This window comes from Hymenobacter fastidiosus (genome assembly GCF_039539565.1).
GTDB lineage: Bacteria > Bacteroidota > Bacteroidia > Cytophagales > Hymenobacteraceae > Hymenobacter > Hymenobacter fastidiosus.
In genome coordinates, this window is the sequence record NZ_BAABDJ010000035.1 from 206,793 (window position 1) to 231,759 (window position 24,967).

Consider the following 24,967-nt stretch of genomic DNA (forward strand, 5'->3'; position numbering starts at 1 on the left):
CAATTTGCAACTACAGCCGTACGCGGAGAGTTATCAACGCCTCCGCCATGAAACTCCTCATTTTTGGTGCCTCGGGTGCTACCGGCCGCCAGCTGGTGCAGCAGGCCCTCGACCAGCAATTCAGCGTAACGGCCTTCGTGCGCGACCCGGCTAAATTTACCCTCGCGCACCCGAACCTGCGGGTAGTGCCGGGCGATATTCTGCAGGCCGACACCGTGGAGGCGGCCGTGCCGGGCCACGATGCGGTGCTGTCGGCCCTGGGCGTGAACCGCAACCAGGTAGGCGAGACCACGCTGTCGGATGGCACCCAGACGATTCTGGAAGCTATGTGGCGGCATGGCGTGAAGCGCTTCATCTGCGAAACGTCGCTGGGGCTGGGCAACAGCCGGGGCGAGGAAAGCCTGTTATTTCGCCGGCTCATCCGGCCGCTGTTCCTCAAGCACGTATTTGCCGACAAGGAGCGGCAGGAGGTCCTGATTCAGGCCAGCCCGCTCGACTGGGTTATCGTGCGTCCCGCCGGGCTCACCAACGGCCCCAAAACCGGGGGCTATAAAGTGGCCCTCAGCTTTGCCAATGCCCGCATTAAAGGACGCATTTCCCGCGCCGACGTAGCCGACTTCATGCTCAAGCAGGTAGCCACGGAGGCCTTCGTGGGCCGGGCCGTGGGAATTTCCTACTAAGTTTGCGCCTTAACCCCTTTTCCTATGGCTTCTTCTTCTCCTGAGCGCTGGCGCGGCATACTTTACCTGGTGGCCGGCGTATTGCTGCTGGTAGTACAGGGAATCCGCTTTTCCGGCTTCTATGCCGACTGGCAGGCCGGCCGCCTGGATTCAACCCGGGTCGTTATCAGCATGATGGGTTTAGTGGCTGCTATGTTTCTGTTGCGCACCGGTTGGCGGCTACGGCGCAACAGCGACCAGAACGATATGATTGACTGATGTTACGCAGGATGAGGCGGGTCGCCGGCTGTTAGGAGTCAGCAGCCAGGAGTCCGGCGTTTAGGGAGCCGGTAAAAGAGCAAGGAACGAAACGGCTGCCAAGGCAGCCGCGCCTTACCTCGGCAGCCTGCTCGTAGGCTGACTTCCAGCTTCTAACTCCTGGCTTCTAACTCCTAACTCCTCAAACAGGGTTTCAGAAATGCCCCGCGTAACATCAGTACTTAATCCCGGTTTTTTACCCGCATGCCGCGCAAGCTTCATCCTGTATCCCAAAAGATAGTTGGCTGGCTGTTTCTGACGGCGGGCGTTTTGCTGCTGCTGGGGTTGCTGCTGCGCCTGGTGGTGCTCTGTTACCGGTTTCGCGCGACTGGTTTGCCTGGCATCAGCGGCCGGGAAGGCGCGCTTGGGCTGGCCATGCTGGCCGCGGCCCTCATCATGCTGCGCGTCGGGTGGCGAATGCGGACCAGCAACTGACTGATTTTTTTGTTTTCCGGGCAGGCGAAAATTGCCTTTCGCCCCCAGTGTCCTGTTTTTTGCTCTCAATGACTTCTCCGCTCCGTATCACCGTGGCCAAACGTACTGCCCCCGTAGCGGCGCAGCTAGCCGAACTGGGTCATCAGACGTTCCAGGAAACCTTTGCCGCTACCAACACGGCCGGGGATATGGCCGCTTTTCTGGCTGAGAACTTCAGCCCCGCTAAGCAGCTGGCGGAGCTCCAGGATCCCAAAACGACCTTCCTGTTGGGTCAGATGGTGCAGGAAGTAATTGGCTACGCCAAGCTGCGGACCGGCTCGGCTTTGGGCCTGGAACCCCGCAAAGCGGTAGACGACCGGCTGGAAATCGAGCGGCTCTACGTGCGCGAAGACTGGATCGGAACCGGCTTGGGGGCTTCGCTGATGCGCCGGGCGCTGGAGGAAGCCCGCACCCAGAGCTGCCGGACCGTGGTGCTGGGCGTCTGGGAGCATAATCAGCGGGCCCTGGCATTTTACCAGCGGTTCGGCTTCAGGCCAATCGGAACCCATGAATTCCGGGTGGGCAACGATATTCAGACCGACCTGATTCTGCGCAAAGGCCTGTAGGTGGTGAATGGTGAAATGGGGAGTTTTTCGTTCTGGTAGCGCAGTCTGCCCGGGTCGAGCAGCAAACTCCCCGTTTCACTGAAGCTGTTCAGGAAGTCGGTTTTTCTAAGCGTTTGTCATCCTGAGCGCAGCGAAGGACCTTATCCCGCCTGGTAGTTCATCGAGCGGGTACCGTTCAGCCGGGATAAGGTCCTGCGCTCTGCTCAGGATGACAGACGTCTTGACTTTCTAAACAGCTTCACTATCTCCCCGTTTCACCACTTACCTTTGACCCCTGGTTTACCAACCCCTATTCTGTGCGCCACAGCCGGTCAGCTTTTCTTTCTTTTCGGTTTTGGAGGACCACAACGTGGCGGCTGCTGTCAGGCTGGGCGTTGTTAAGCAGTTGCTCCCCGAACAGTGGAGCCAAGGTAGTGCCTCCGCCAACGGGGCATTTTGAGGGCCGCGTTACCTACCAGGGCGCTGACCTGCGCCTGGCCCTGGACCTGAGGGAAGTAAAGCCGGGCCAGCTCCAGGCCGATCTGCGCTTTCCGGATCGGGAGGGCCTAGGCTTTCCGGTGGAGAGTCTGTCATTCAACTCGCCCCAGCTGCATCTGGAACGTCAGCCTGGCGCATTGGCGGGTAACACCGTAATCGATGCTATCCGGGAGGGAGACTTCCTGCGCGGCCTCTTCACCGCCGACAGCGTGCAAGCCGACCTGCTGCTGGTGCGCCGGGGTAAGCCGGAGCCGCGCCCATACCGGGCCCTGCCGGTTCGCTTCCGTAGCGGTAGTCTGACCCGGCACGGTACCCTGCTTATTCCCGACGATACTATCCGCCGGCACCCGGCCGTGGTCCTGGTGCCTGATGCCAACACGCCGCCCCGGCCGCGCAACCTGCTGCCTTACGCCGATTTGTTAGCCCGGCATGGCTTCGTCGCTTTGGTGTACGATCAGCGCGCCGCGACTCAACCAGCCAGCCAGCGGGCCGGCGAACCGGCGTTGGCCGATGAAGTTCTGGCGGCTGTAAAGGCTGTTAAGGGCAATGCGGCTGTCGATTCCACGCGGGTTGGACTGTGGACCCTCGGCCAGGGTGGGCCGGTGGCCGCGTCGGCGGCGAGCCAGCCGGGCCGGCCGGTAGCATTTGTCGTAGCCCTTTCGGCCCCGGGTACGTCCCTGGCCACGGTCAGCCAAACGCAGACGCTCGATGCTCTCCGCCGGCAGAACGCTCCCGCGGCAGCTACCCGGCTGGCGCAACGCGGGTTTGCGCAACTGCAACGCTATGTGCGGAGCGGGGGTCAGGGTGATACGGCCCAGCTCCACGAAACTTTACTGGCCGCCTGGCAGCAGCCCTGGGCCGCGTCGACGACGATGCCGCGCCGCATTCCTACGGCTGCCGAAATCCAGACTCAGCTGCCGTGGCGCGACTGGCTCCTGGACCCGCGCACGGACTGGCAGCAGGTGCGCGTCCCGGTACTGTTGCTCTACGGCGCGGCCGACCGTTTCCTGCCGGCCCGCGAAAGTGCCCAACGGCTGCGAGGTGCGGTCGGCTCCCGGCGAGGCTCGGCGGTACGCGTCTATGCTCAGGCCAACCACGAGTTACTGCTGCCTGCCGGAATCAGGTCCGATACCGACGGGCAGTGGGACTGGGCGCGCCCGGCCCCCGGTGCCATAGAAGATATGTTGGCCTGGATGAAGCAGGCCGTGAAATAGGGGCTTATCCAGCTACTGCGCTAAAACAGTAGCAAGCCCTTCTCGCGCAGCAGCAGCCACGTCGGCGACAGCACAAACTCCCCGAACGATGTCCCAGCCGTGGTCGGGAAAGTCGCGGCCATGTCCTTCAGCAGCCGCTTGGTCTGGTAATCGGTATGGAGGGTAGTCAGCAGGTCGTGGAGCCATTGGCCGATGGCGGGCGTGGTTTTCAGCTCGAAATCCTCGGCCTGCTCGTAGAAGGTTAGCGTGGCGCGGGCCCCGGGCCGGGCATCGATGGGCTGCAGCTCAGGGGCATTGCCAAGCCAGAAGAGGCGCAGGTTCTGCTTCGCAAAATCAGGTTTCGACGCTTCCTGAACGGCTTTCTGAATCAGCTGGCGGGGTACGGTGGTGCGGGGTACGCGGAAGTCGAACCAGAACTGGAGCGGCTCCTGCAGGGCCACGCCGTGCATGTAGTTGTAGAGGGCTTTAGCCAGGCCCGGGCCGAACTGCTCGTGGTCGGTGCCCGTGGGGTCGTCGTGCCAGAGGTCGTTCCAGGCGAAGTTGCCGGGCTCGGGGCCAATGGCGGCTACTTTATATTTCGCCGGGTTCTTCCCCACCGGCGAGTGGGCCGTCATCGAGAAGCGGTGCCAGTAGCCGCTCTGCACGATGCCCGCGCCAAACAGCTGCCGCACCACTTCCAGCGAATCCACGGTTTCCTGGGCCGTTTCGGTGGGGAAACCATACATCAGGTAGGCATGCACCATGATGCCGGCCTGGGTGAAGCCATCCGTAACGCGGGCGACCTGGGCGATGGTGACGCCCTTTTCCATGAGCGCCAGCAGCCGGTCGGAGGCCACTTCCAGCCCGCCGCTCACGGCAATGCAGCCCGCGGCGGCCAGCAGGCGGGCCAGGTCGGGGGTGAAGGTTTTCTCGAAGCGAATGTTGCCCCACCAGGTGATGCTCACGCGCCGCCGCAACAGCTCCACGGCCAGGTCGCGGAGGGCCAGGGGCGGGGCGGCTTCGTCCACGAAGTGAAAGCCGGTCTGGCCCGTTTGCTTCACGATCTGCTCGATGCGGTCCACCAGCAAAGTGGCGGGAGCCGTTTCGTAGCGGCCGATGTAGTCCAGGGTTACGTCGCAGAACGAGCAGCGCTTCCAGTAGCAGCCGTGGGCAATGGTGAGCTTGTTCCAGCGGCCGTCGCTCCAGAGGCGGTGCATGGGATTCAGCACCTCAATCACCGACAGATAGTCGGCCAGCGGCAGATCGGAGTAGTCCGGCGTACCTACCTCGTGGTGGGGCACGTCGGGGTGGGGGTGGTTGATGTACTCGACTTCGCCGGCCGCGTTGCGCAGAAAGGTGCGCTGCAGGGTTTCAGTTGCCAGTTGCCGGTTGCCAGTTGCCAGTTGCGGGTTGCGGGTTGCCGGTTGCGGGTTGCCGGGTGCCGGTTGCGGGTTGCCGGGTGCCGGTTGCGGGTTGCCGGGTGCCGGTTGCGGGTTGCCGGGTGCCGGTTGCGGGTTGCCGGGTGCCGGTTGCGGGTTGCCGGGTGCCGGTTCGCTCTGGCAACTGGCAACCGGCAACTGGCAACTGATAGCTTCGAGCAGCCGTAGCCAGGGTCCTTCACCATCGTCGAGGGTCAGGAAGTCGACGTAGTCGAAAAAGCGGGGCTCCCGGATCTGGCGCAGCTCCGTGTTGGGGTAGCCGCCGCCCATCAGGATTCTAGCCGCGGGCCGCAGTTGCCGGATGCGCCCGGCCAGCCGCAGGGCCCCGTACAGGTTGCCCGGAAACGGCACCGTGAAGCCCACAATATCGGGCTGCACCCGCGCCATCAGCTCATCAACCAGCTCCAGCAGCATCCGGTCGACCAGATTGGGCGCGGTCTGCAGGGCCTCGTGCAGCGCATCGAAGGAGGTAGCCGACATAGCCAGCTTTTCGGCGTAGCGCGAGAAGCCGAACTGCGGCCCCACGGTTTCCTTGATCAGGTCGCCGAGGTCTTCGAGGTAGAGCGTGGCCAGGTGGCGGGCCTGGTCGGTGAGGCCCATCGTGCCGAAAGCAGATTCCAGGTCGGCCACGTTGTCGAAACGGGCGGCTTCGGGCAGAAACCGGCTGTGGCAGATGCGCGGGGCCAGCGTATTGTCCTTGTTTTGCAGAAAGCGGATGACCGGCTCAATCGTGCTCAGGTAGCTGCGCCGGAGGCGCACCATGCGGCGGGCATTATCGGAAAGCACGAAATCACCCTGCTCAATTTCGGCGAAAACCCGCGCCAGCCCTGCCGCCGAAAACAGCTTCAGCACCAGCTCCAGCCCCAGGTCGGCCTGGGTGCTGCTATAGCCGCGCCCGCCCAGGAAGCCTTTGATGTAGGCCGTAGCCGGATAGGGCGTATTGAGCTGCGTTAGCGGCGGGGTCAGAAGCAGAATGCGGGGAGAGGTCACGGCAGCACAACAACGAAGCGAGGCGTAAAGATACGGCAAGCCAGAACGAGACGCGGCCCCCGATCCGTTCCCGGTTCCATCCGGGTGGGGCGCTGAACGCAAAAAACCTGCGGGGTAGCGTAAGGATTGTGTCCTCACGCTACCCCGCAGGTTTTTTTTAGCCGCCTGAAGGGCAGCAGCAGTCGTTAAGCCAGCTCGTCCAGCGACAGACGCTTAGGCATCAGGTCGCGGCGGAATTCACTTACGGAACGGCCCGTAACCTGACGGAACTGGTTACTCAGGTGCTGGCCGCTGCTGTAGCGCATCTGGTCGGCAATTTCGCCCAGGGTCATTTCACCGTAGCTCAACATTTCTTTCACCCGCTCGATCTTCAGCCGGATCAGGTATTTCTCAATGGTCAGGTTGGCGGTGCGCGAAAATACCTTGCTCAGGTGCGAGTAGGTGGCCGCGAACCGGTCGGTGAGGAAAGCCGAAGTCGTGAGCGGCATCCGGGCTGTGCGCAGGTGCTCCAGGTATTCGCCCAGGGCGCCTTTGATCTGCTCCGTCAGCTGTTCCGCGCGGCCCAGCAGCACATCAAAGCCGGCTTCCTGGAGCAGCGAGGCTACGGCTGCCGGGTCGGCGGGCGTGGTCTGGTCGAGCTGGGCCTGCCCCAGGGTAACCTGCGTGGGCCGGTAGCCGGCTTGTTCCAGCAGGCCGCGCACCGCTTCGATGCAACGGGGGCAAACCATGTTTTTGATGTGCAGGAGCGTAGTTTTCACGGGCGTTTCGAAGATGAGTCCAACCGGGCGGCGGGCCGCCCGGGTTTCCGGGTAGGAGAAGAGACAACGGCAGGGGCAGAACGGGAATTACGCCGCGCGGGTTCCGGCGACGGTTCAGCCCATGCTTTCCCAAACCAATGGAGCGCCGCCCAGTTCACAAAAGGCACCACGCCCAGGAACGTAACGGCTAACAGCCAGAATAATACGAAAAAAGCACCGGATAGCCGGCTGAAAAAATGGTCGGCAGCGCCGAACAGGTAAGCTACCAGGGCCAGGGCCAGGGTCAGACTCACCGCCGCCAGCCCGCCGGCCCGGCGCAGCAGGGGGGAAGTAGCCAGGTTCAGCGCGCGGGGAAGGGTCATAAGTAAAATCAGGACAACAAATATATCGGGTTACGCGACTTTTGATACTGGTTAGCGTCCCGTTTATGAGGTACTTCTCCCGTTGGGCAGTCGCTTGCCCCGAACTAATGGCCGCGGCGATGTTGGCAGATTTGAGTAACTAAGCACCCGAACGATGATCTGCCGCTAAAAACCACGTTGGCGCGCTGTCGTACGTTAATGAAATACTCGCTTCGCCTTTTATTGTTTCAGACCCACTACCATGAAAACTGTTTTGCTCCGCCCTTTGGCCCTGGCTCTGCTCCTGGCTACGGCTTCGTTTACTGCCTGCAACACCGGCACCGGCTCCGGTGATACCAACGTGGAGCGCGGGGCCGATAAAACCAAAGACCCCGACTCCGGACAGCGCGCCACGTCCAATACCACCGGCACGGCCAACGATACGACCCGCGTCACGACCGGCCAGGACCTCTACGACCACGCCGCGGATGCCAAAGACCGCAACAACGACGGCATCGAGGATAAGTAACGGGCGTATGACAAGAAAAAGCCCTTCTGCTCCGGGAGCAGAAGGGCTTTTTGCGAATGGTGCCTCAGCCTGCGGGCTAGTAAAAAATAAACCCGTTCGGACCGATGCCGACGGCGGCGGAGTCGATGGCCTTGCCTGCGGACGTGTAGCGGATAAACTTGCCCGGTGCGGTGAAAGTGGGGGCTACGCCCACGTACACGGTATTGTCGTTGGGGTCGATGTTGAGACCGTAGATGTCGAAGCTGCCCCGGGTCAGGAAAGGCTTGGTTGGCAGAGCCGCGTCAGCCGGGCTCAGCCGGTAGACCGCGGCATCGGTCTTGACGTAGAACTGATCACGCGTACCGTTGGTGCGCAGGCGGGCCAGATAGCCCAAATCGGAAGCGAAATCACGCTTGCGCACGGTGTATGGCGGCGTTGGCGCGAAGTCGGTCAGGCTGCCTTTCGTGGACAGGGCCGGGTTGGAGTAGTTGGTTACGCCATTGCCCAGTACCCACAGCCGGCCGTTGTTGTCCAACGCGAGGCTGGCCGGAGCCGGTCCTACGGTCAGGGTAGTTTCCACGACGTCGGTGGCGGTGTTGATGACGGTTACCGTGTTTTCTTCGCTGTTAGTCACGAACAGCTTGCCGCCCGCCAGCAGCATTTCCTCGGGCGCTTTGCCCACGACGATGGTGCGCGTTACGGTGTTCGTCCGTAAGTCGATGACGGATACCCGGCCCGGCCCCGGCGTGGGGAACGTCGGCGTTACCCATTCCGACACGTAAGCCTTGTCGGCCGAGGCCGCGACCAGGTAGCGGGGGAGCTTAAGGCCGGCGGTTATCGTGCCCACCGACTTGAAGGAAGGCAGGGTCACCACCTCAATCTTGTTGCTGTTGTTGGCCACGATGTAGCCCTGCTGCCCGACTACCGTCATCGACTGGGTGACGTTTGAAAGTAGCGGCCGGCCGTTGGCCGCCTGGAAAATGTCGGGGGACGTCACTTTGGCCGCGGCCACGTCGAACACACTGACGGAGCCATTGGGCTGGTTGTAGGTGCCCTCGTTGATGATGAAGACGCTGTTGGTGCGCACTTCCGGAACCGGGACCTCCGTGGTTTTCGGGTCGCAGCCCAGCAGCGTCAGGGCAGTGATGCCGGTAAACGTCAGACGGGTAAGCAAAGCAGGGTAAGGCAGTCGGGGGAACATAAAAAGGGGTTAGAAGGAAAGAAAAAAGCCGGTTAGCGCCACGCCACCCGCAGGCTCAGCGCCGCCGACCGTAGCGGCATGGCCCGGTAGGCGTAGCTTTGATACATCAGGTTGGTGAGGTTATAGCCCTGGGCCAGCAGAGTCAGCGTCCAGGCCTGGTCTTTCCGCAGCGTGTAGCCCGCCGAGGCATTGACCAGCGTGTAAGACGGCAGAAACGTTGTGGCCGAAGCGTCGGTGAAGCGGAAGCCGGTGAAGGTGAGCGTAGTGCCTGCCTGCCAGCCCCGCCAGGTATGCTGCGTGGTAAAAGCCGCCGAATGCTGCGGCACGTAGGGCAGCTGCTGCCCCACGGGGTCGACATCGGTCGTGGTGCCCCGCAGTTTCACCGACTGGGTGAAAGCGTAGCTCAGGCCTGTGGCCAGGGAGTAGCGACTGCCCGGAGCCTGCCAGTCCAGGCGGGTACTGGCTTCTGCCCCCCGGGCCCGTACCTGTCGCAAATTGCGCGGCGACCAGATTCCCCCCGGGCCCGGCGTCCACTGCACCCAGTCGTGGATGAGCTGGTGGTAAGCGGTCAGCTCGGTTTGTAAGGAAAGCCGGGGCTGGCCTATCGGGGTCAGCTCCTGGCGCAGTCCGGCTTCGTAGCCCAGGCTGTTTTCGGGGAGCAAATCCGGCCGGCCCCCGGGGCGCCAGTACCGTTCGTTCAGGGTAGGGGCGCGGTAGGAGCGCGAAACGCTGGCTTTGGCTACCACTACCTGCCGGGCTGAGCGGGCTAGCTGCCACTCGGCGCCAACCGTGGGGGTGAGGGGCGGCCGGCGGCCGGGTAGCAGGGCCTGGCGTACGTTCAGCGTGAGCCGCAGGGTTGGGGCCGGGTCGTAGCGCAGCAGGCCGAAGCCGGAAAAGCGGTGCTCGGTTATCCGGGCCGCGTCACCGTAGCCCTGCACCTGGGCCGCAAAGCGCTGGGCTTCGCCGCCTATCCGCAGACTGAGGTGAGGCTTGAAGGTGAAGGTATGGTCGGTTTGCAGCTGGGTGGTGCGCACCCGCGACTTGCTGGCGTCAGTATCACCCAGGCCGTAGTCCAGCACGTCCTCAAACCAGGCCGCCCGCACGTTCGACTCGTGCCGCTGGCTGGCCCGGTGGCGGTAGCCCAGCAGAAAGCGCCGGCTGCGGTCGTATTGCCGGGCTTCGTCGTTGTTGGCCCCAATGGTAGGCTGAAGCTGCCGCTCGGAGTGAGTGAGCCATACGGCGGCCTGCACTTCCCCCGTCGTTCCTACCCGGAGCGAGGCATCCTGGGCCAAGCTCCGCTGCCGTAAAGCACTGTTTGGATTGCGCCGCCACACCACGCGGTTGCCTTCGGGCAGGGGATAGGCAAAGTCGTTGCGGGCTTCGCGGTAGGAAACCTCCGTCCGCAGGGCCAGCTGCTGGTTGCTGAAGCTGCCTTCGGCCTGACCGGCCCCCAGGCCGAAGCTGCCGGCTTCGGCCTGAGCTGCCATCCGCAGGCCCGCCCCCCAGCGCACCGGCGACGACAGCAGTACCGTGCCGCCCACGGCCCCGCTGCCATAAATAGCCCCCGCCGGACCGTGCTGTACGCTCACCTGCGTGATACCCACTACTGGCAATAGCGCGAAGTCCGACTGGCCCAGCGTGGGCAGGCCGATGTTGAAGCCGTGCCACAACACGGCCGTATGCTGAGCCGCCGTACCCCGAAAGGAAATTGACGCCAGCTGCCCGGGGCCGTAGCTTTTGATGTACACCGGCGTGCGGGCGGCCAGGACGTCGGCCAGGGTTCCGCCGCGGTGCTGCGCCAGCGCCACGGAGTCCAGCGTGGTGACGCGGCTGCCCACGGCAAAACGGCTGGGCCGGGAGCCTGCCACCCGAACGGCGGGCAGAAGCTGCTCCGCAATTCGGCGTACCGAATCGGGGGAGGACTGCTGGACCCACGCACTGGCCGGCCAGGAGCATAGCAGCCCCAGCAGTAAAAAAACAAACGAAAACAGGTTGGGTCGCCGGAGCGGCGCCAACTGACAGGTAACCATCATCCGAACTAAATTTCCGGTTTAGGAAAATTCAGTTCAAAACTTCAGGTGGGCTTTATCCGGGGAAAAAGCTGCCCCGAAGCCGAGGCCGAAAACAGGGAATCGGCGGCCCGAAGGCCGCTGCTGCAATCATTCTCCGCCTTTCTCCCGAAAGCGCTGAACACTAAAAGTATATAGGCAGGTCTCCTGGCTTGCTTCGGGTGGGCCGCCTTCCCATTTCTCCAGCTTCCTGCCAAGCAGGAAACCTTCACGGAAACAGTGGCTGGGGGATAGGCCCACCTGGTAACGGAAGCGTACAGTTGCGGGGACAGCTCCGGCATTGAACCGGATTCCCTTTTCAGCCTCGCCCCGCAATCAGGGTCCGGCCACCTATAACGAGGGCAAAGATAGCGGTTTTCAACGGGGTTGATGTGATTGGAATGTGCTAATGTGGTTAATGTGCTGATGGGGTAATGTGTTTTGAATGTGCTGATGTGGTTAATGTGCTGATGGGGTAATGTGTTTTGAATGTGCTGATGTGGTTAATATGCTGATGGGGTTGATGGACTGAGGTGAACCGGTATTGCCGGACTAGTCAGCGGCAACAAGTACCTGAAATCGATAGTATGGCTGGTATAGCTTCAATCACTGGTATAGCTTCACTCAGGTAGGGGCACCTCTGAGTTGGCGGACAACCGATCAGCCCATCAACCCCATCAGCCCCGTCAACCCATTCAAGCTACATTAACCCCATCAGCACATTAAAAACACATTACCCCATCAGCACATTCAAATCACATCAGCACATTCAAACCACATTAGCACATTCAACCCCATGAAGCTTCCTGTCGCCTTTTACCAGCGTTCCGATGTAGTGCAGATTGCCCGCGAGCTACTGGGGAAATACCTGTTCACCACCATCGGTGGCGTCCTCACCGGCGGCCGTATCGTCGAAACGGAAGCCTATGCGCATAGTGGGGACCAGGCTTGTCACTCCCACCTGGGTCGCTACACCAACCGCACCCGGGTGATGTACGAAGCCGGGGGCGTCGCCTACTGCTACCTGATTTATGGCCGCTACACGCTCTTCAACATTATCACCAATGAAGCCGGTAAGGCCGATGCCGTCCTGATTCGTGGGCTTGAGCCGGTGGAGGGCATTGCGGAGATGCTGCTCCGTCGGGGGCTATCCGCGCCGGCCCGTAACCTTACTGCAGGCCCCGGCCTGCTCACCCAGGCACTGGGTATCACTACCCAGCACTACGGCACCGATTTAGGTGGCGACCTGATCTGGCTGGAAGACCAGCAGGAGCCGGTGCCGGCCGATCTCATACTGGCCAGCCCCCGCGTTGGTATCGACTATGCCGGAGCTGATGCCGCGCTGCCGTGGCGGTTTCGGCTGAAAGGCAGCCCCTGGGTAAGCCCGGCTAAGTGAGTGGCGACCGGTTCGCTCTACCGGCGCAGGCCGCTCAAACGCTCACCAGCTAAATAGATTACACCTTCTCACATACCATCACCACCAACCGGCCGCGCAGGTCGGTGGTCGCAAACAAATAGATGTGGCCGCCTTCGCGGATACCCGTATGCTGTCGGAACTCGGCGACGCTGTCAGGAAAGTTGCGGGTCGTAACGTGGGCGCGGCCTTCCGGGCCGAGGTGAGCCCGCAGCTTTTTCCGGTCGTATTTCTCGGCTGCCAGAATGCGGAAAATGCGCCCCGGAAACTCTTCCCGGAGTGTATCCGACATGTAGAGGTGGCTGTGCTGGTGCAGCTTCAACAGCTCGAAGGCCGTGCCGACACTGCGGAAGCCGCCGGCCTTGAGCACGGCCACGTTCGGTTCGTAGAGGTAGCCCTGCGGCAAGGGCTCGGCGTAGCGGGCCACGGCACGGGTTTCGCGGGCTTTGTTGAGGCGAAACTCCTGCTGCTGCCCGTTGCGGAGCAGATTCACGGTGTAGCGCTCCGGGTCCACGGCGGGCTCCGGTCCCAATTCGTACAGTACTTCCTTGCACTCATTATCCACGGCCACTACCCACAGGCGGCGTACCTGCTTCAGCTCCAGCAGGGCCTGCTCAATGTCGAGCATGGGCGACGTTTTGAGCAATATCCGATTGCCTTTATGCAGCAGTAGCGGTAGCAGGCGCAACACGTCCGGCTCGCAATCCTGTAACCGGTAGATTTTGCGGTCGGCAGTATCACGACGAGCAGGATCCAGGTAGATCCAGTCGAAGGTATCGGGGGTGCTTTTTAGAAACTGCAGCGCATCGCCCCCGTGGCAGTGCACGTTGGTCACTCCCAACTGCTGCAGATTGTATCGCACCACCGCTACCAGGGCCGGGTCGCGTTCTACGTAGTGCACTTCCGGTATCCGGGTGGCAAAGCAGCAGGCATCAACGCCAAAGCCCCCGGTCAGATCAACCAGCCGCTGCCCGTTGACCAGGTCGGCTTTGAAGGCGGCGGTGCGAGCGGAAGACGCCTGCTCCACCGATAAGGCCGGCGGAAATATCAGGTCGGGATTGTCGGCCCAGATGGGAAGCTTGGTCCGGGCTTTCTGCCGGGCCTGAATCTGGCGCACCAGATCCGGCACGGGCAGATTCGGATAGCGGCGGGCTTGTAAAGCCAGCTGAGCGGGGTCGTCGTGCAGATGCTCGGCCACATATTGCCGGGCCGCTGCCGGCAGCGGGTATTCCATGAATAAAGCCTACGTAAAAATGCGGGGCCCGGACTAACGCAGGCTCCAGCGTAAAGCCAGCTGCGGGTGGCCGCTGGCGGCTAGCGTCATCCCCACGCCCGTTGGGGCCAGGCGCTGCAGCCCCCCCGCGCGGGCCGACGACAGCCCGGCATTATACTCGCCGATGGCCCGCTGAAAGTGGTCGTTGGTGTGGCGGGAGAGAAACACATTCGACAGCAGGCTGAAGGCCATTATCCCCACGGCGAGTTGCTGCGTGCTGTTGAAATACTGCTGCTGCTGTTCGCCGGAACCAGCCAATACCTGCTGGCTGTAGAGACCCACGGCGCTTACGAATACGAGACGCTCCAGCAGAAACAGCCGTTTCTGCCGCCGGTACAGATTCAGACTGGCCAGGGCTGCGTTGTTCCCGGCCAGATAGGGCCGCAGGCGTTGCCCAAAGACCCCGGCATTTTTATATTCCTTCGTTGGTATGTTCTCCGTAGTGAAATAAAAGTTTTTCTGTGGTCCGCTTTCCCGGCGGTCCTCATCCTCCGGGCTGAGCCGGATAAGCGGGCCGGTCGAAACCTGCTGCGCACGGGCAAAACTGAAGGTAAGCAGCAACAGCAATACGAGAGAAAAACGACGGTGCATAGGGGTAGAATCGGAGAGGACGGGGAACCGGTAAGAGTGCAAAGGTAGGTAGTATATTATATCGTTATAATGTATTGAGCGGGAGAATAGTGCAACTCGCCGGGGAAAACTTTGTTTTGCCCGCCCAACAAAATCCTGAGCCCTTACGTTCTGAGCCCAGTTAACCCTGTCCTTTCCCCAGTTCTGACTTATGAAGACTCTCGCCCCTGTTTTTTTTCGCCCAGTTTTGCTGGCTGCGCTGCCCGCTGTTTTTGCCTTCGCCGGGTGCAGTAAAGATGAGGACCCCGTGATAACGCCGGCCCCGGACCAGGGGGCCGTGCTGTTTGTCAATGCTGCCGCCAACACTTTCGTGGGCATCAAAGCTTTCGTAGATGCAGAAGAAAAAACCCAGCTTACGTACGGGCAGAACGGCGGCGGGGCCACTCCCCTTTACCAGACCGTAAATGCCGGTAGCCGAACTATCAAGATCGACAACGCTGCGGCCGGGACTGCTTTCTTCAGTCAGTCGGCTACCGTTGAGAAGGATAAGCGACACTCCTTTTTCATCTACTCGCCCAATGCCACGGCTACCCCAGCCGGCCTGTTTACCACCGACAACCTGACGGCGCCGATGGCTGGTAAGGCCAAAATCCGTCTGGTGCACGTGGCCCTGGGCTTTCCCGTTACTACGGGCGCCATCAGCCTGAGCCAGACGCAGCCCGTTGGTTTTCTGCCGCTCACGGCAGCCGTAGCTTTCCCCGGCAGTTCCGACTTCGTGGAAATTAACGCCGGCCCCGCCAATCTGCTGGTTACAACCGGGACCAGCCCAGCCGGGCTTACGGTGGCCACCGTTGGCGATGGTACGGGTACCGGCACGGGCAACAAGAACTTTGAGGCCGGTAAAATCTACACCATTGTAGTACGAGGCGCGGTGGGCAACCAGGACCCGTCCCGTGATGCGAAGGCTTTCATCATCCAGAACAACTAGTGGCCTCCACTTGCCAAGTAATTAGAGCCCGGGCTGAACAGGTCCGGGCTCTTTTGTGATCATATGCCGCGAACAAAACCTGTATCTTTGTGGTTGACAAGCCACACAAAACAAACTCCATCATGGTGGAAACCACGACGAAAACGTACGTTCCGTACAAAGTAGCAGACATGTCATTGGCCGAATGGGGCCGCAAGGAAATCCGTTTGGCCGAGGCGGAGATGCCCGGTTTGATGGCCCTGCGCGACGAATTCGGGGCTTCGCAGCCGCTGAAAGGTGCCCGCGTGGCCGGCTGCCTGCACATGACTATCCAAACGGCGGTCCTCATCGAAACGCTCATCGCCCTGGGCGCTGACGTAACGTGGTCGTCGTGCAACATCTTCTCAACCCAGGATCACGCTGCTGCCGCTGTTGCGGCGGCCGGCATCCCGGTATATGCCTGGAAGGGCATGAGTGAGGAAGAGTTCAACTGGTGCATCGAGCAGACGATGTATTTCGGCGAAGACCGCCAGCCGCTGAACATGATTCTGGACGACGGCGGCGACCTCACCAATATGGTGCTGAACCAGTTCCCGGAGCTGGCCGCGGGTATCCGCGGTATTTCGGAGGAAACCACGACCGGCGTGCTGCGCCTGCTGGACCGCGTGAAAAACGGTACCCTGCTGATGCCGGCCTTCAACATCAACGACTCCGTTACCAAGTCGAAGTTCGATAACAAGTACGGTTGCAAAGAGTCGGCCGTAGATGCTATCCGCCGCGCTACCGACGTAATGATGGCCGGCAAGATTGCCGTAGTGGCTGGTTACGGCGACGTCGGAAAAGGTACCGCTGCTTCGCTGCGTGGTGCCGGGGCCCGGGTTATCGTAACTGAAATCGACCCGATCTGCGCGCTGCAGGCCGCTATGGATGGCTATGCCGTGAAGAAAATGGCTACCGCCATCAAAGAAGCGGATATCGTGGTAACCGCTACCGGCAACTGCGACATCATCACCGAAGAGCATTTCCGCGCCCTGAAGGACAAAGCCATTGTCTGCAACATCGGTCACTTCGACGATGAAATCGACATGGCCTGGCTGAACGGCAACTACGGTCACACCAAAGACACGGTGAAGCCCCAGGTTGACCTGTACACCATCGACGGCAAGGAAGTAATCATTCTGGCCGAAGGCCGGCTGGTGAACCTGGGCTGCGCTACCGGTCACCCGTCGTTCGTGATGTCGAACTCCTTTACCAACCAGATTCTGGCGCAGCTGGAGCTGTGGGAGAATGCGGCCAACTACGAAAACAAGGTATACACGCTGCCCAAGCATTTGGACGAGAAAGTAGCCTACCTGCACCTCGCCAAAATCGGCGTGGAGCTGGACGAGCTGAATACCAAGCAGGCCAGCTACATCGGCGTGGATGTAGCCGGTCCGTTCAAGTCGGATGCTTACCGCTACTAAGTCACCCTTCGGGTGCTAAAGTTAAAAACCCCGCCCGGCAGTATGCCGGGCGGGGTTTTTCTTTGAAAAATTTCAGGTGCTGCGGCAGTTAGCTTAGGGTTCGAACCGTAGTCGTTGGTTTCGTTATCACCCGGAGCAACCAGCATCCAAAAGACCTGTTCGCAAATACCAAAACACCCAAAAAAATAGCCCGTCATGCTTCATCTGGCGTCCGCGAAGTCGAAGCATCTCGCGTGCGGCACTACTCCATCCGATTAGGAATTACGGCTGCAGGCGCGATGCTTCGACTCCGCTACGCTGCGCTCAGCATGACGCCTCCTTTTTAGGTAGGACTTACGCCCCTGCGCAGTTGGCTAACCCCCGAGGGGCGGTACCCGGCTGCCGTTCTGGCAAGTGCCGCCCCTCGGGGACTTGGTGAACATAGTTTTGCGTAAGCCCTGTTAGTATTTGGGAACAACTCTAGTGGCTATGATCAGCTCACCAAGAGCTGATTTGGAAATATATCCAAATGGGAGAAAAGACGTGCGGGCATTCGTTGCGGCAGAGTTGTCGATATTTGGCCTCCTATGCCTATTTCACTTTCGGTCGTCATCATCACCTACAACGAAGAAGCCAACATCGGCCGTTGCCTGGCGGCGCTGGGGAGCGTAGCCGATGAAGTGCTGGTGGTCGACTCGTTTTCCACCGACCAGACCGTTAGCATCTGCCGCCAGCACGGCGTGCGCGTACTTCAGCACACTTTCGAGGGCTACGTTCAGCAGAAAAACTACGCTACGGCCCAGGCCCGGCACGACTATGTATTGCAGCTTGATGCCGACGAAGTCCTCACCGAAGAGTTGCGTCAGAGCATTCAGGCGGCCAAAGGCAACTGGCAGCACGCCGGCTACACTTTGGCCCGCCTCACCAATTACTGCGGCACCTGGGTGCGGCACGGCGGCTGGTACCCCGACCGTAAGCTCCGGCTCTACGACCGGCGGCTGGGCCAGTGGGAGGGTCTGCTGCTGCACGAGCGGTACGAGCTGACTCCCGGGCAGCCGGCGGGTACTTTGGCCGGCGACCTGCTGCACTATTCCTACAACTCGGTGGAGCAGCACGTGAGTCAGCTCAACCGCTTCACCAGTATCGCGGCGGCCGAGCTGGCGTTGCGGGGTAAGCGCCGCGTTACGGTGTTTCATCTCCTGCTGAAACCGCTCTGGAAATTTGTGCACGGCTACTTCTTCCGGCTGGGCCTGCTCGATGGCTTCGCGGGCCTGTGCATCGCGGGTATTTCGGCCTGGGGCGTATTTCTGAAATTTGCCAAGCTGCGCACCATGCCGGCCAAATCATCTGCTGCCGCATGAGGACTTTCCTGGTTAGCCGTACCGACGCTATTGGTGACGTAGTGCTCACGTTGCCGGTGTGTGGCCAGCTCAAGCGCCTGTTTCCCGGTTGCCGGATTGTGCTGCTGGGACGCACCTATACCCAGGCCGTTGCCGAAGCCTGCCCGTGGGTGGATGCGTTTCTGAACTTCGATGCCCTGGCGCAGCTGCCGGCCGCGGAGCAGGTTGCTTTGATGCGCCGGCAGCAAGCCGACGCAGCTATCCACGTTTTTCCTAATAAGCAAGTCGCCCGTCTGGCGCAGCAGGCCGGTATTCCGATTCGCATCGGCACCCGTAACCGCTGGATTCACTGGCTGACCTGCAACCGGCTGGTAGCCCTGAGCCGCCGGGAGTCGCCGCTCCACGAAGCGCAGCTAAACCTGAAGCTGCTCCAGCCGCTGGGCCTGCTGACGGAGCTGCCGTTGGCGGAAATAGTCCCTCTGGTGCGGCTGAGACCCCAGATAGCCCTGCCACCGGAGCTGCATCAGCTGCTGCAGGCCCGCCAGCCGGGCCAGCTCAACGTTATCCTCCATCCCCGCAGCCGCGGCAGTGCCCGCGAGTGGGGGCTTAGTCATTTTGGTGCCTTAGCCCGCTTACTTCACCAAGCCGGCCACCGCATATTCATTACCGGCACCGCTGCCGAAGGCGAAGAGCTGCGTCCCTGGCTGACGGAACACGCCACCATATTGGCTGCCGACCTGACGGGTAAGCTTTCTTTACCGCAGCTCTTGGCCTTTATTGCTGGTGCCGACGGCTTAGTAGCCAATAGCACTGGCCCGCTCCACCTGGCAGCCGCCCTCGGTCGTCACGCTCTGGGGTTGTACCCGCCCATGAAGCCTACCCACCCCGGCCGCTGGGCACCCTTGGGCCCCCACGCTGACTACCTGGTATTTGACCGCCCCGAATGTTCTGACTGTCGCTCGCAACCAGCTTGCTGCAGCTGTATCAAGGCTATTGCACCTATAACGGTCCGGAACCGGATTTTGCGGTGGCAGTCGTTGCCTTCTGCCCAATCCTGACTTTCTTGCGCTACTGAAGCCATTGCCTGATCCGGGCAGCCACCGGCCGTGGCACGGCGGGCGGTAACCTGAACGCCGCGAGTGTCTGGTAACAGGCTGGATGGCCCGGCAGAGGTGAAAATGCCCCCGCCCATGATGCCAGGCAGAAGCCCAGGACTATATTCTGGCGTATCGTTTCGAAGACTGCTCTATCTGCTTATATGAAGTCAACTCTGCCGGCTGGTACGTTCCGGCAAGCTTATGCCGACGGGCGTCTTTCCCAGTATCTGTTGCTGCTGGCCTGTCTGGCGGGGGTGGTTGGGCTGCAGGCGTCCCGGGCGCTGGTAGCGCTCAGTCCGGTGGTGGGCGTGCTGGCCGCCGCCGCCAACCCGCGGCTCCGGCAGGAGCTGCCATCCTGGCTTCGCAACGGGGCGGCCGGGCGGCTGGCAGTACTCTACCTGCTGTTGCTGCTGAGCGGGTTCTACACGTCGGCCGGGGAGGAGTGGCGGCATGAGCTTTACCGGCAGCTGCCCCTGATTGGGGTGCCATTGGCTTTTTCCCTGGCTGTTCCGTTGAGTAGCCGGCAGCGGTTTGGAGTAGGCGTGCTGTTTGTAGTGGGCCTGGCGCTGATTGGAGGAGCTACGCTGGGACGATATCTGGCGAATCCGGCCGCGGCAAACAAGCTGATCGAAATTGGCCAGAATGTGCCTTCCGTGACGCGGATCTTCCATATTCACTTCAGCATTATGCTGAGTCTGGCTTTCTATTTTGGCTTGCTCCTGCTCCGTAGCCGCTGGACGACGACTCCGTTGCGGTGGGTGTTGCTGGCCGCCGTAGCCGTAGTGGCCGTGGTGCTGCATGTGCTGGCCTATCGGACGGGACTGCTGGTGTTGTATGCGACGTTGCTGGCCGATACGATCTATTTGCTGACCGTGAAACGGCAGATTTTCCTTGCCTTGCTGCTGGTCTTACTCCTGGTTGGGGTTCCCCTGGCCGCTTACACTGCCTTACCATCAGTACGCCAGCGGGTGAGCTCTACTCTGTTCGATCTATACGCTCTCCGTGATGGCCGCGATATCAACAACCTCTCCTGGTCCAAACGACTGGCGGCCTGGCAGACGGCTCGCACCATTGCCAGCAATAACCCCTGGCTCGGGGTAGGAGCCGCCGACACCTACAATGCCATGATGGAGCAGTACGCCTACAAGGATTTTGGCGTGCGGCCCGAGAACCGGGTAATGATTCATAATCAGTATCTGCACTACTTGGTTAGCGACGGAATTGTCGGACTATTTCTGTGGCTGCTGGTCCTGTTAGGACCGTTGGCGCAACCCAGGCAGCGCCATAATCCGTACGTATGGCATTTCCTGCTTATACTGGGCACGGCAATGCTGGTTGATTCTCTCCTGGAATTACAGATAGGATTCAACCTCTTCGTGTTTCTTTACGGATTCTTGGTGGTGGCTACCGAGCGTGGCCAGTTTCCCCGACCGCAAAACCCTGCTTGAGCGGATTGGTATAATCTGTACATTTGTTTACACGACTGCTTTATCCTTATCACTGCAGCCGCAATTTCCAGCGTCCATGAGCGACTCTCCCGAACGGGTTTCCAAGTTGAGCAAAGAAGAAAAAGACCGCCGCTTTCAGGCTGAGCTGATGCCGGTGCTTGATTCGTTGTACAACTTCGCCTTCCGCCTTACCCTTGATGAAGACGACGCTAACGACCTCGTCCAGGAGACGTATTTGAAGGCTTATCGCTTTTTTGAGTATTTTGAACAGGGAACCAACGCCAAAGCGTGGCTGTTCCGGATCCTGAAAAATTCGTTCATCAACGACTTCCGGAAAAAAAGCAAGCAGCCCGCCAAAGTCGACTACAGCGAAATTGAGGGCTACTACAATACGGAAGATGTAGAAGCCGACGGCGACGCGGGCAGTACGTCGTCTGACATGCGGCAGCAGTCCGTGCGCGACCTCATCGGCGATGAAGTGGCCAGTGCCCTGAATTCGCTGCCGGTGGATTTTCGGACCGTCATTATTCTCTGCGACCTGGAAGGGTTCACGTACGAGGAGATGGCCAAAGTGCTGGATATTCCTATCGGTACCGTCCGTTCCCGCTTGCACCGGGCGCGGAACTTCCTGAAGGATAAATTAGAAAAATACGCAAAATCAATGGGCTACGGTAACGATACCGATGGCTCTGATGTTGAGGACGACAACGACTAAAATCTCCCCCGGCTCGGCTATGGAAAACACTGCTACTACACCAACCAACCAGAACGTCTCTTCCCCCGAAGGCGCCGACTGTGAACGCGTGAATACAATTCTCGACCAGATCATCGTGGGCCAGGTGCCCAGTGCGGAGGATGAAGTCTATTTCATTGATCATGCCAAAGATTGCTCCCCGTGCTTCGACAGCATCGACAAACAGCGCATTTTTGTTGACTTTCTGGTGCAGAAAGTGGGCCGCAAGGGAGTTCCTTCCGCGCTGCCACAAACAATTTTAGCGCGTGTTCAAGCAGAAATGGCCTAATTTTACCCCATGCAGGGTAAAATCATCGCTTTTTCAGCTCCTTCCGGGGCCGGTAAGACTACTATCGTTCATCGGCTGCTGGAAAGTGTTCCGGAATTAAGTTTCTCTATTTCAGCGTGTACGCGCGATAAGCGGGGCCGAACTGAAGCGAATGGGAAGGATTACTACTTTATTTCAGTTCAGGAATTTCAGGAAAAGATCCGCCATGATTCCTTCGTAGAGTGGGAGGAAGTTTATGAAGGGGCCTTTTACGGGACGTTGAAAGAGGAAATAGAACGGATCTGGGAAAGCGGCAAGCATGCCGTGCTGGACGTCGACGTAAAAGGCGGGCTTAGCATCAAGGAATTTTATAAAGACCGGGCGCTGGCCGTGTTTGTAAAGCCCCCGTCCCTGGAAATTCTGGAGGACAGGTTGCGCACCCGCGCTACTGATTCGGCCGCGAGCATCTCGGCCCGGCTTTATAAAGCTAATTTTGAGCTGACGTTTGAAGACCGGTTTGATGTGACCGTCATCAACGACGACCTCAGTCATGCAATGGCCCAGGCTGAGAAGCTGGTGCGGGACTTTATTACTGCCGAGCCAGCTATTCTGTGAGCTACGATACCCGCGCCACGAAGGTAGGGCTGCTTTTTGGGTCCTTCAATCCTATTCACACCGGCCATCTTATTTTGGCGCACTTCATGGCTACCCACACCGATCTGGATGCCGTCTGGCTGGTTGTGTCGCCCCAGAGTCCATTTAAGGTAGGGCAGCAGATGCTGGCGGAGCAGAAACGCTACGAGTTGGTACAATTGGCCATAGCTGACAACGAACGCCTCCGGGCCTTGAACATTGAGTTCAATATGCCCAAGCCCAGCTATACTATCGATACCCTCGATGAGCTGGCCCAGCGCCATCCGGAGCATCGCTTCGTACTGCTCATGGGCGAAGACAACCTGCCTGGGTTACCCCGCTGGAAGCAGGCGGACAGAATTTTAGCTGAACATGAGGTGTACGTATATCCTCGTCCCGGTGTAGATGCTACCGATGTCAATGCTCATCCCGGCGTGCGCGTCGTAGATGCCCCACTCCTCGATATCTCCGCCACTTTCATTCGCGACTGCGTCCGCGCTGGTAAGTCGATCCGCTATCTGGTGCCGGAACTGGTCGAAGAACGGATTCTGCGCGACGCGTACTGGCAGGAATAAAAAGCTGTGATTGAAGCGGACGAAGCAATCCGTCCTGAAAAACACTGAAAGCGTTATAAACGGAAGAAGCCCTGACGTATGCGCTACGTCAGGGCTTTTCTGTTTGCCGGAAACCGCATCTCTGCGCAACCAGCAGTTTGTTGCGCAGAGATGAGAGAAATCAGATGGTCATGATTTCCGTTTCCTTCTTACTCATCAGCTCATCAACTTTACTGATATAGCTGTCGGTAGTTTTCTGCACTTTGGCCTCCGCGTCCTTGATGGAATCTTCGGCCGCGCCATCTTTCAGCAATTTGCGCAGCGAGTCGTTTACATCTTTGCGGATACCGCGGATGCGCACTTTGCCCAGCTCCGTTTCATTTTTCACCTGCTTCACCAACTCGCGCCGCCGCTCCTGCGTCATGGGCGGAATATTCAGGCGGACCCCTTCCGCATCGGACTGCGGATTCAGGCCTAAGTCACTATTGTTGATGGCCTTCACTACCTCGGCAATGATGTTTTTCTCCCAGGGCTTAATCATCAACGTCCGGGCATCCGGAGTGGTAATGTTGGCTACCTGGGCAATGGGGGTAGGGGTGCCGTAATAATCTATCCGTAAGCTGTCCAGCATGGCTGGCGATGCTTTACCCGCCCGAATGCGGCTCAGCTCTGAACCGGTGTGTTGAAGCGACTTGCTCATCGATTCCTCGGCTTCGCTCAGGTAAAACTGGATTTCCTCGTCCACTTTTGAAAGGTTAAAGGGTGAATGTTGAAGGCTGATCTATGCGGGTCAGGTGCAACAGATACAGCTTAGGGTTCCATATTTGTTAGGCTTGCTCTGGTTGATTGCCCACCAAGGGTTGCAACGCGGTATGCTTAGGGTCCGACAGAGGCTGTATTTGACGCGGTCGGCGGCCCGTGCCACCCATACTTACCAGGGTACCAAGCGGCTCACCATTCAGGAGCCGCTCCAGATTGCCCGGCGTGTTCATGTCGAATACGATAATGGGCAGGTTGTTTTCTTTGCAGAGAGTGAAGGCCGTCATATCCATGACGTTAAGATTTTTCTCGATTACCTCGTCAAAGGAAATTTCCGAAAATTTCTCTGCCAGTGGGTTTTTCTCCGGGTCGGCCGTGTAAATACCATCTACGCGCGTTCCTTTCAACACCACGTCAGCCTCTATTTCAATAGCCCGCAACGATGCCGCTGAATCGGTAGTGAAGTAAGGAGAGCCAATGCCGGCCCCAAAAATCACCACCCGGCCCTTTTCCAGGTGCCGCACCGCGCGCCGCCGGATGTAGGGCTCGCACACGCGTTGGATCGTAAGGCCCGAAAGCAGGCGGGTACTGACATCCAGCTTTTCCAGGGCGCTTTGCAGAGCCATGGAGTTGATAACCGTAGCCAGCATTCCCATATAGTCGCCCTGAACGCGGTCCAAGCCGAAGGCTTCCGCCTGAACCCCACGGTAGATATTGCCGCCGCCGATTACAACGGCTACCTGCACCCCCGTGGCCGCCGCCGTCTTAATTTCGGAGGCATATTGCATCAGCCGCTCGGCATCGATGCCGTATTGTTGCTGACCCATCAGGGCTTCGCCGCTCAACTTTAGCAGGATTCGGGTGTATTTCAAGGGAAAGGGATTAAATGTGAAGAAAAGAGCAAGCCAGTCTGGTTGCGCACGAAAAAGGGTTCAGCAGAACCCCTGAGTCGTGGCCATGTAGGCTTGCCTAAGCATCAACTGAACTGTACGAGAACCTGCCCTTTGGTGACGTTGTCGCGCAGGACAACTTTGATGGCCCCCACCACCCCGTCGGTAGGAGCTTTTAGGATGTTTTCCATCTTCATGGCTTCCAGTACCAACAACGGGTCGCCTTTTTGGACGGTCTGGCCCAGGGCTACCCGGATGTCGACAATAAGCCCTGGCATGGGGGCTTTTAACTCGTTCACCTTGCTGGCTGCGACGTTGCTCATGCCGAGCTTATCGAGGAGCAGATCGAACCGGTCTTTAGCCTGTAGCTCCAGCAACTGGCCATTGACTTTCAGCTGGAACGTCTTCGTAGGGTAATCGGCGCTGACGACTTCGGCAGAATAGGAACGACCTTCCAGCAGGATGTGGTAGCGTCCCTGGCCCAGCGCCACTAGGTCCCAGACGAATGGGGCACCATTGACTTCGATGCGCCCCTTAGGCGGATACTCGATATCCCAGGTCTGGGTGGGGGTAGTACGTACCTGTAGCATGCTGAATAGGGGCAGGG

Annotated in this window: 26 protein-coding genes and 1 riboswitch; of the genes, 16 read left to right on the plus strand and 10 right to left on the minus strand. The window is 59.8% G+C overall.

Annotation, left to right across the window (positions count from 1 at the left end; genetic code table 11):
• Positions 1-47 precede the first annotated feature (47 nt).
• From ABD833_RS15080 to ABD833_RS15100, 5 genes are all read left to right on the plus strand, one after another.
• The gene (locus ABD833_RS15080; RefSeq protein WP_345074093.1) at positions 48-680 is read left to right on the plus strand and encodes an NAD(P)-dependent oxidoreductase; all 633 of its coding nucleotides are present in this window, start codon (positions 48-50) and stop codon (positions 678-680) included.
• Positions 681-704: 24 nt separating this feature from the next.
• Positions 705-938 carry a hypothetical protein gene (locus ABD833_RS15085; RefSeq protein WP_345074095.1) on the plus strand — a complete coding sequence of 78 codons (234 nt, stop codon included), beginning with the start codon at positions 705-707 and terminating at the stop codon, positions 936-938.
• A 243-nt stretch (positions 939-1,181) separates the two neighbouring features.
• A complete protein-coding gene (locus ABD833_RS15090; protein WP_345074096.1) occupies positions 1,182-1,412 on the plus strand; it encodes a hypothetical protein in 231 nt (76 codons plus the stop codon).
• A gap of 68 nt (positions 1,413-1,480) precedes the next feature.
• Entirely contained in the window at positions 1,481-2,017 is a 537-nt protein-coding gene (locus ABD833_RS15095; RefSeq protein WP_345074097.1) for a GNAT family N-acetyltransferase, read from the plus strand.
• A 413-nt stretch (positions 2,018-2,430) separates the two neighbouring features.
• A complete protein-coding gene (locus ABD833_RS15100; RefSeq protein ID WP_345074098.1) occupies positions 2,431-3,708 on the plus strand; it encodes an alpha/beta hydrolase family protein in 1,278 nt (425 codons plus the stop codon).
• A gap of 20 nt (positions 3,709-3,728) precedes the next feature.
• On the opposite strand, the gene ABD833_RS15105 is transcribed toward ABD833_RS15100, so the two are convergent.
• From ABD833_RS15105 to ABD833_RS15115, 3 genes are all read right to left on the minus strand, one after another.
• The gene (locus ABD833_RS15105; RefSeq protein WP_345074099.1) at positions 3,729-6,116 is read right to left on the minus strand and encodes a B12-binding domain-containing radical SAM protein; all 2,388 of its coding nucleotides are present in this window, start codon (positions 6,114-6,116) and stop codon (positions 3,729-3,731) included.
• Positions 6,117-6,301: 185 nt separating this feature from the next.
• Positions 6,302-6,874: an AraC family transcriptional regulator gene (locus ABD833_RS15110; RefSeq protein ID WP_345074100.1), complete on the minus strand. Its 573-nt coding sequence runs from the start codon at positions 6,872-6,874 to the stop codon at positions 6,302-6,304.
• Positions 6,871-7,236, minus strand: a complete 366-nt coding sequence (locus tag ABD833_RS15115; protein WP_345074101.1) for a hypothetical protein — start codon at positions 7,234-7,236, stop codon at positions 6,871-6,873. Before ABD833_RS15115 ends, ABD833_RS15110 begins: the two co-directional genes overlap by 4 nt.
• 241 nt (positions 7,237-7,477) lie before the next feature.
• Here ABD833_RS15115 and ABD833_RS15120 point away from each other — a divergent pair, with 241 nt between their 5' ends.
• Positions 7,478-7,744: a hypothetical protein gene (locus ABD833_RS15120; RefSeq protein WP_345074103.1), complete on the plus strand. Its 267-nt coding sequence runs from the start codon at positions 7,478-7,480 to the stop codon at positions 7,742-7,744.
• Between the two features lie 76 nt (positions 7,745-7,820).
• On the opposite strand, the gene ABD833_RS15125 is transcribed toward ABD833_RS15120, so the two are convergent.
• Complete coding sequence (locus tag ABD833_RS15125) at positions 7,821-8,924, minus strand: YncE family protein (RefSeq protein ID WP_345074104.1); 1,104 nt, start codon at positions 8,922-8,924, stop codon at positions 7,821-7,823.
• Positions 8,925-8,956: 32 nt separating this feature from the next.
• Entirely contained in the window at positions 8,957-10,792 is a 1,836-nt protein-coding gene (locus tag ABD833_RS15130; RefSeq protein ID WP_345074105.1) for a TonB-dependent receptor, read from the minus strand.
• Positions 10,793-11,113: 321 nt separating this feature from the next.
• Positions 11,114-11,342: riboswitch (cobalamin riboswitch) on the minus strand.
• A gap of 426 nt (positions 11,343-11,768) precedes the next feature.
• Between ABD833_RS15130 and ABD833_RS15135 the strand changes: the two genes are divergently transcribed.
• The gene (locus tag ABD833_RS15135; RefSeq protein ID WP_345074107.1) at positions 11,769-12,368 is read left to right on the plus strand and encodes a DNA-3-methyladenine glycosylase; all 600 of its coding nucleotides are present in this window, start codon (positions 11,769-11,771) and stop codon (positions 12,366-12,368) included.
• Positions 12,369-12,426: 58 nt separating this feature from the next.
• Here ABD833_RS15135 and ABD833_RS15140 read toward each other — a convergent pair whose 3' ends face one another.
• Together ABD833_RS15140 and ABD833_RS15145 are read right to left on the minus strand one after the other, a co-directional pair.
• On the minus strand, positions 12,427-13,620 hold the full coding sequence (locus ABD833_RS15140) for a class I SAM-dependent methyltransferase (RefSeq protein WP_345074108.1): 1,194 nt from the start codon (positions 13,618-13,620) through the stop codon (positions 12,427-12,429).
• Positions 13,621-13,653: 33 nt separating this feature from the next.
• On the minus strand, positions 13,654-14,250 hold the full coding sequence (locus tag ABD833_RS15145) for a hypothetical protein (protein WP_345074109.1): 597 nt from the start codon (positions 14,248-14,250) through the stop codon (positions 13,654-13,656).
• A 190-nt stretch (positions 14,251-14,440) separates the two neighbouring features.
• On the opposite strand from ABD833_RS15145, the gene ABD833_RS15150 reads away from it, so the two are divergent.
• From ABD833_RS15150 to nadD, 9 genes are all read left to right on the plus strand, one after another.
• A complete protein-coding gene (locus ABD833_RS15150; protein WP_345074110.1) occupies positions 14,441-15,217 on the plus strand; it encodes a DUF4397 domain-containing protein in 777 nt (258 codons plus the stop codon).
• Between the two features lie 122 nt (positions 15,218-15,339).
• Complete coding sequence (gene ahcY, locus ABD833_RS15155) at positions 15,340-16,659, plus strand: adenosylhomocysteinase (RefSeq protein ID WP_345074201.1); 1,320 nt, start codon at positions 15,340-15,342, stop codon at positions 16,657-16,659.
• Between the two features lie 566 nt (positions 16,660-17,225).
• Complete coding sequence (locus tag ABD833_RS15160; protein ID WP_345074111.1) at positions 17,226-17,999, plus strand: glycosyltransferase family 2 protein; 774 nt, start codon at positions 17,226-17,228, stop codon at positions 17,997-17,999.
• Complete coding sequence (locus ABD833_RS15165) at positions 17,996-19,036, plus strand: glycosyltransferase family 9 protein (protein WP_345074112.1); 1,041 nt, start codon at positions 17,996-17,998, stop codon at positions 19,034-19,036. Before ABD833_RS15160 ends, ABD833_RS15165 begins: the two co-directional genes overlap by 4 nt.
• Before the next feature lie 200 nt (positions 19,037-19,236).
• Positions 19,237-20,523: an O-antigen ligase family protein gene (locus ABD833_RS15170; protein ID WP_345074114.1), complete on the plus strand. Its 1,287-nt coding sequence runs from the start codon at positions 19,237-19,239 to the stop codon at positions 20,521-20,523.
• Positions 20,524-20,599: 76 nt separating this feature from the next.
• Positions 20,600-21,238: a sigma-70 family RNA polymerase sigma factor gene (locus ABD833_RS15175; RefSeq protein ID WP_345074117.1), complete on the plus strand. Its 639-nt coding sequence runs from the start codon at positions 20,600-20,602 to the stop codon at positions 21,236-21,238.
• Between the two features lie 19 nt (positions 21,239-21,257).
• Positions 21,258-21,545: a hypothetical protein gene (locus ABD833_RS15180; RefSeq protein ID WP_345074118.1), complete on the plus strand. Its 288-nt coding sequence runs from the start codon at positions 21,258-21,260 to the stop codon at positions 21,543-21,545.
• Positions 21,546-21,554: 9 nt separating this feature from the next.
• The gene (gene gmk, locus ABD833_RS15185; RefSeq protein WP_345074120.1) at positions 21,555-22,139 is read left to right on the plus strand and encodes a guanylate kinase; all 585 of its coding nucleotides are present in this window, start codon (positions 21,555-21,557) and stop codon (positions 22,137-22,139) included.
• Positions 22,136-22,732 carry a nicotinate (nicotinamide) nucleotide adenylyltransferase gene (gene nadD, locus ABD833_RS15190; RefSeq protein WP_345074121.1) on the plus strand — a complete coding sequence of 199 codons (597 nt, stop codon included), beginning with the start codon at positions 22,136-22,138 and terminating at the stop codon, positions 22,730-22,732. The genes gmk and nadD overlap by 4 nt, the downstream gene beginning before the upstream one ends.
• Before the next feature lie 160 nt (positions 22,733-22,892).
• Here the strand turns inward: nadD and frr are convergent, their stop codons facing one another.
• The 3 genes from frr to ABD833_RS15205 form a co-directional block, all read right to left on the minus strand.
• Complete coding sequence (frr, locus tag ABD833_RS15195) at positions 22,893-23,456, minus strand: ribosome recycling factor (RefSeq protein WP_345074122.1); 564 nt, start codon at positions 23,454-23,456, stop codon at positions 22,893-22,895.
• Positions 23,457-23,538: 82 nt separating this feature from the next.
• Positions 23,539-24,342 (minus strand): UMP kinase, encoded by an 804-nt coding sequence (gene pyrH / locus ABD833_RS15200; RefSeq protein ID WP_345074123.1) that lies wholly within the window; start codon positions 24,340-24,342, stop codon positions 23,539-23,541.
• A gap of 104 nt (positions 24,343-24,446) precedes the next feature.
• Positions 24,447-24,950, minus strand: a complete 504-nt coding sequence (locus ABD833_RS15205) for an acyl-CoA carboxylase biotin carboxyl carrier protein subunit (protein WP_345074124.1) — start codon at positions 24,948-24,950, stop codon at positions 24,447-24,449.
• Positions 24,951-24,967 lie beyond the last annotated feature (17 nt).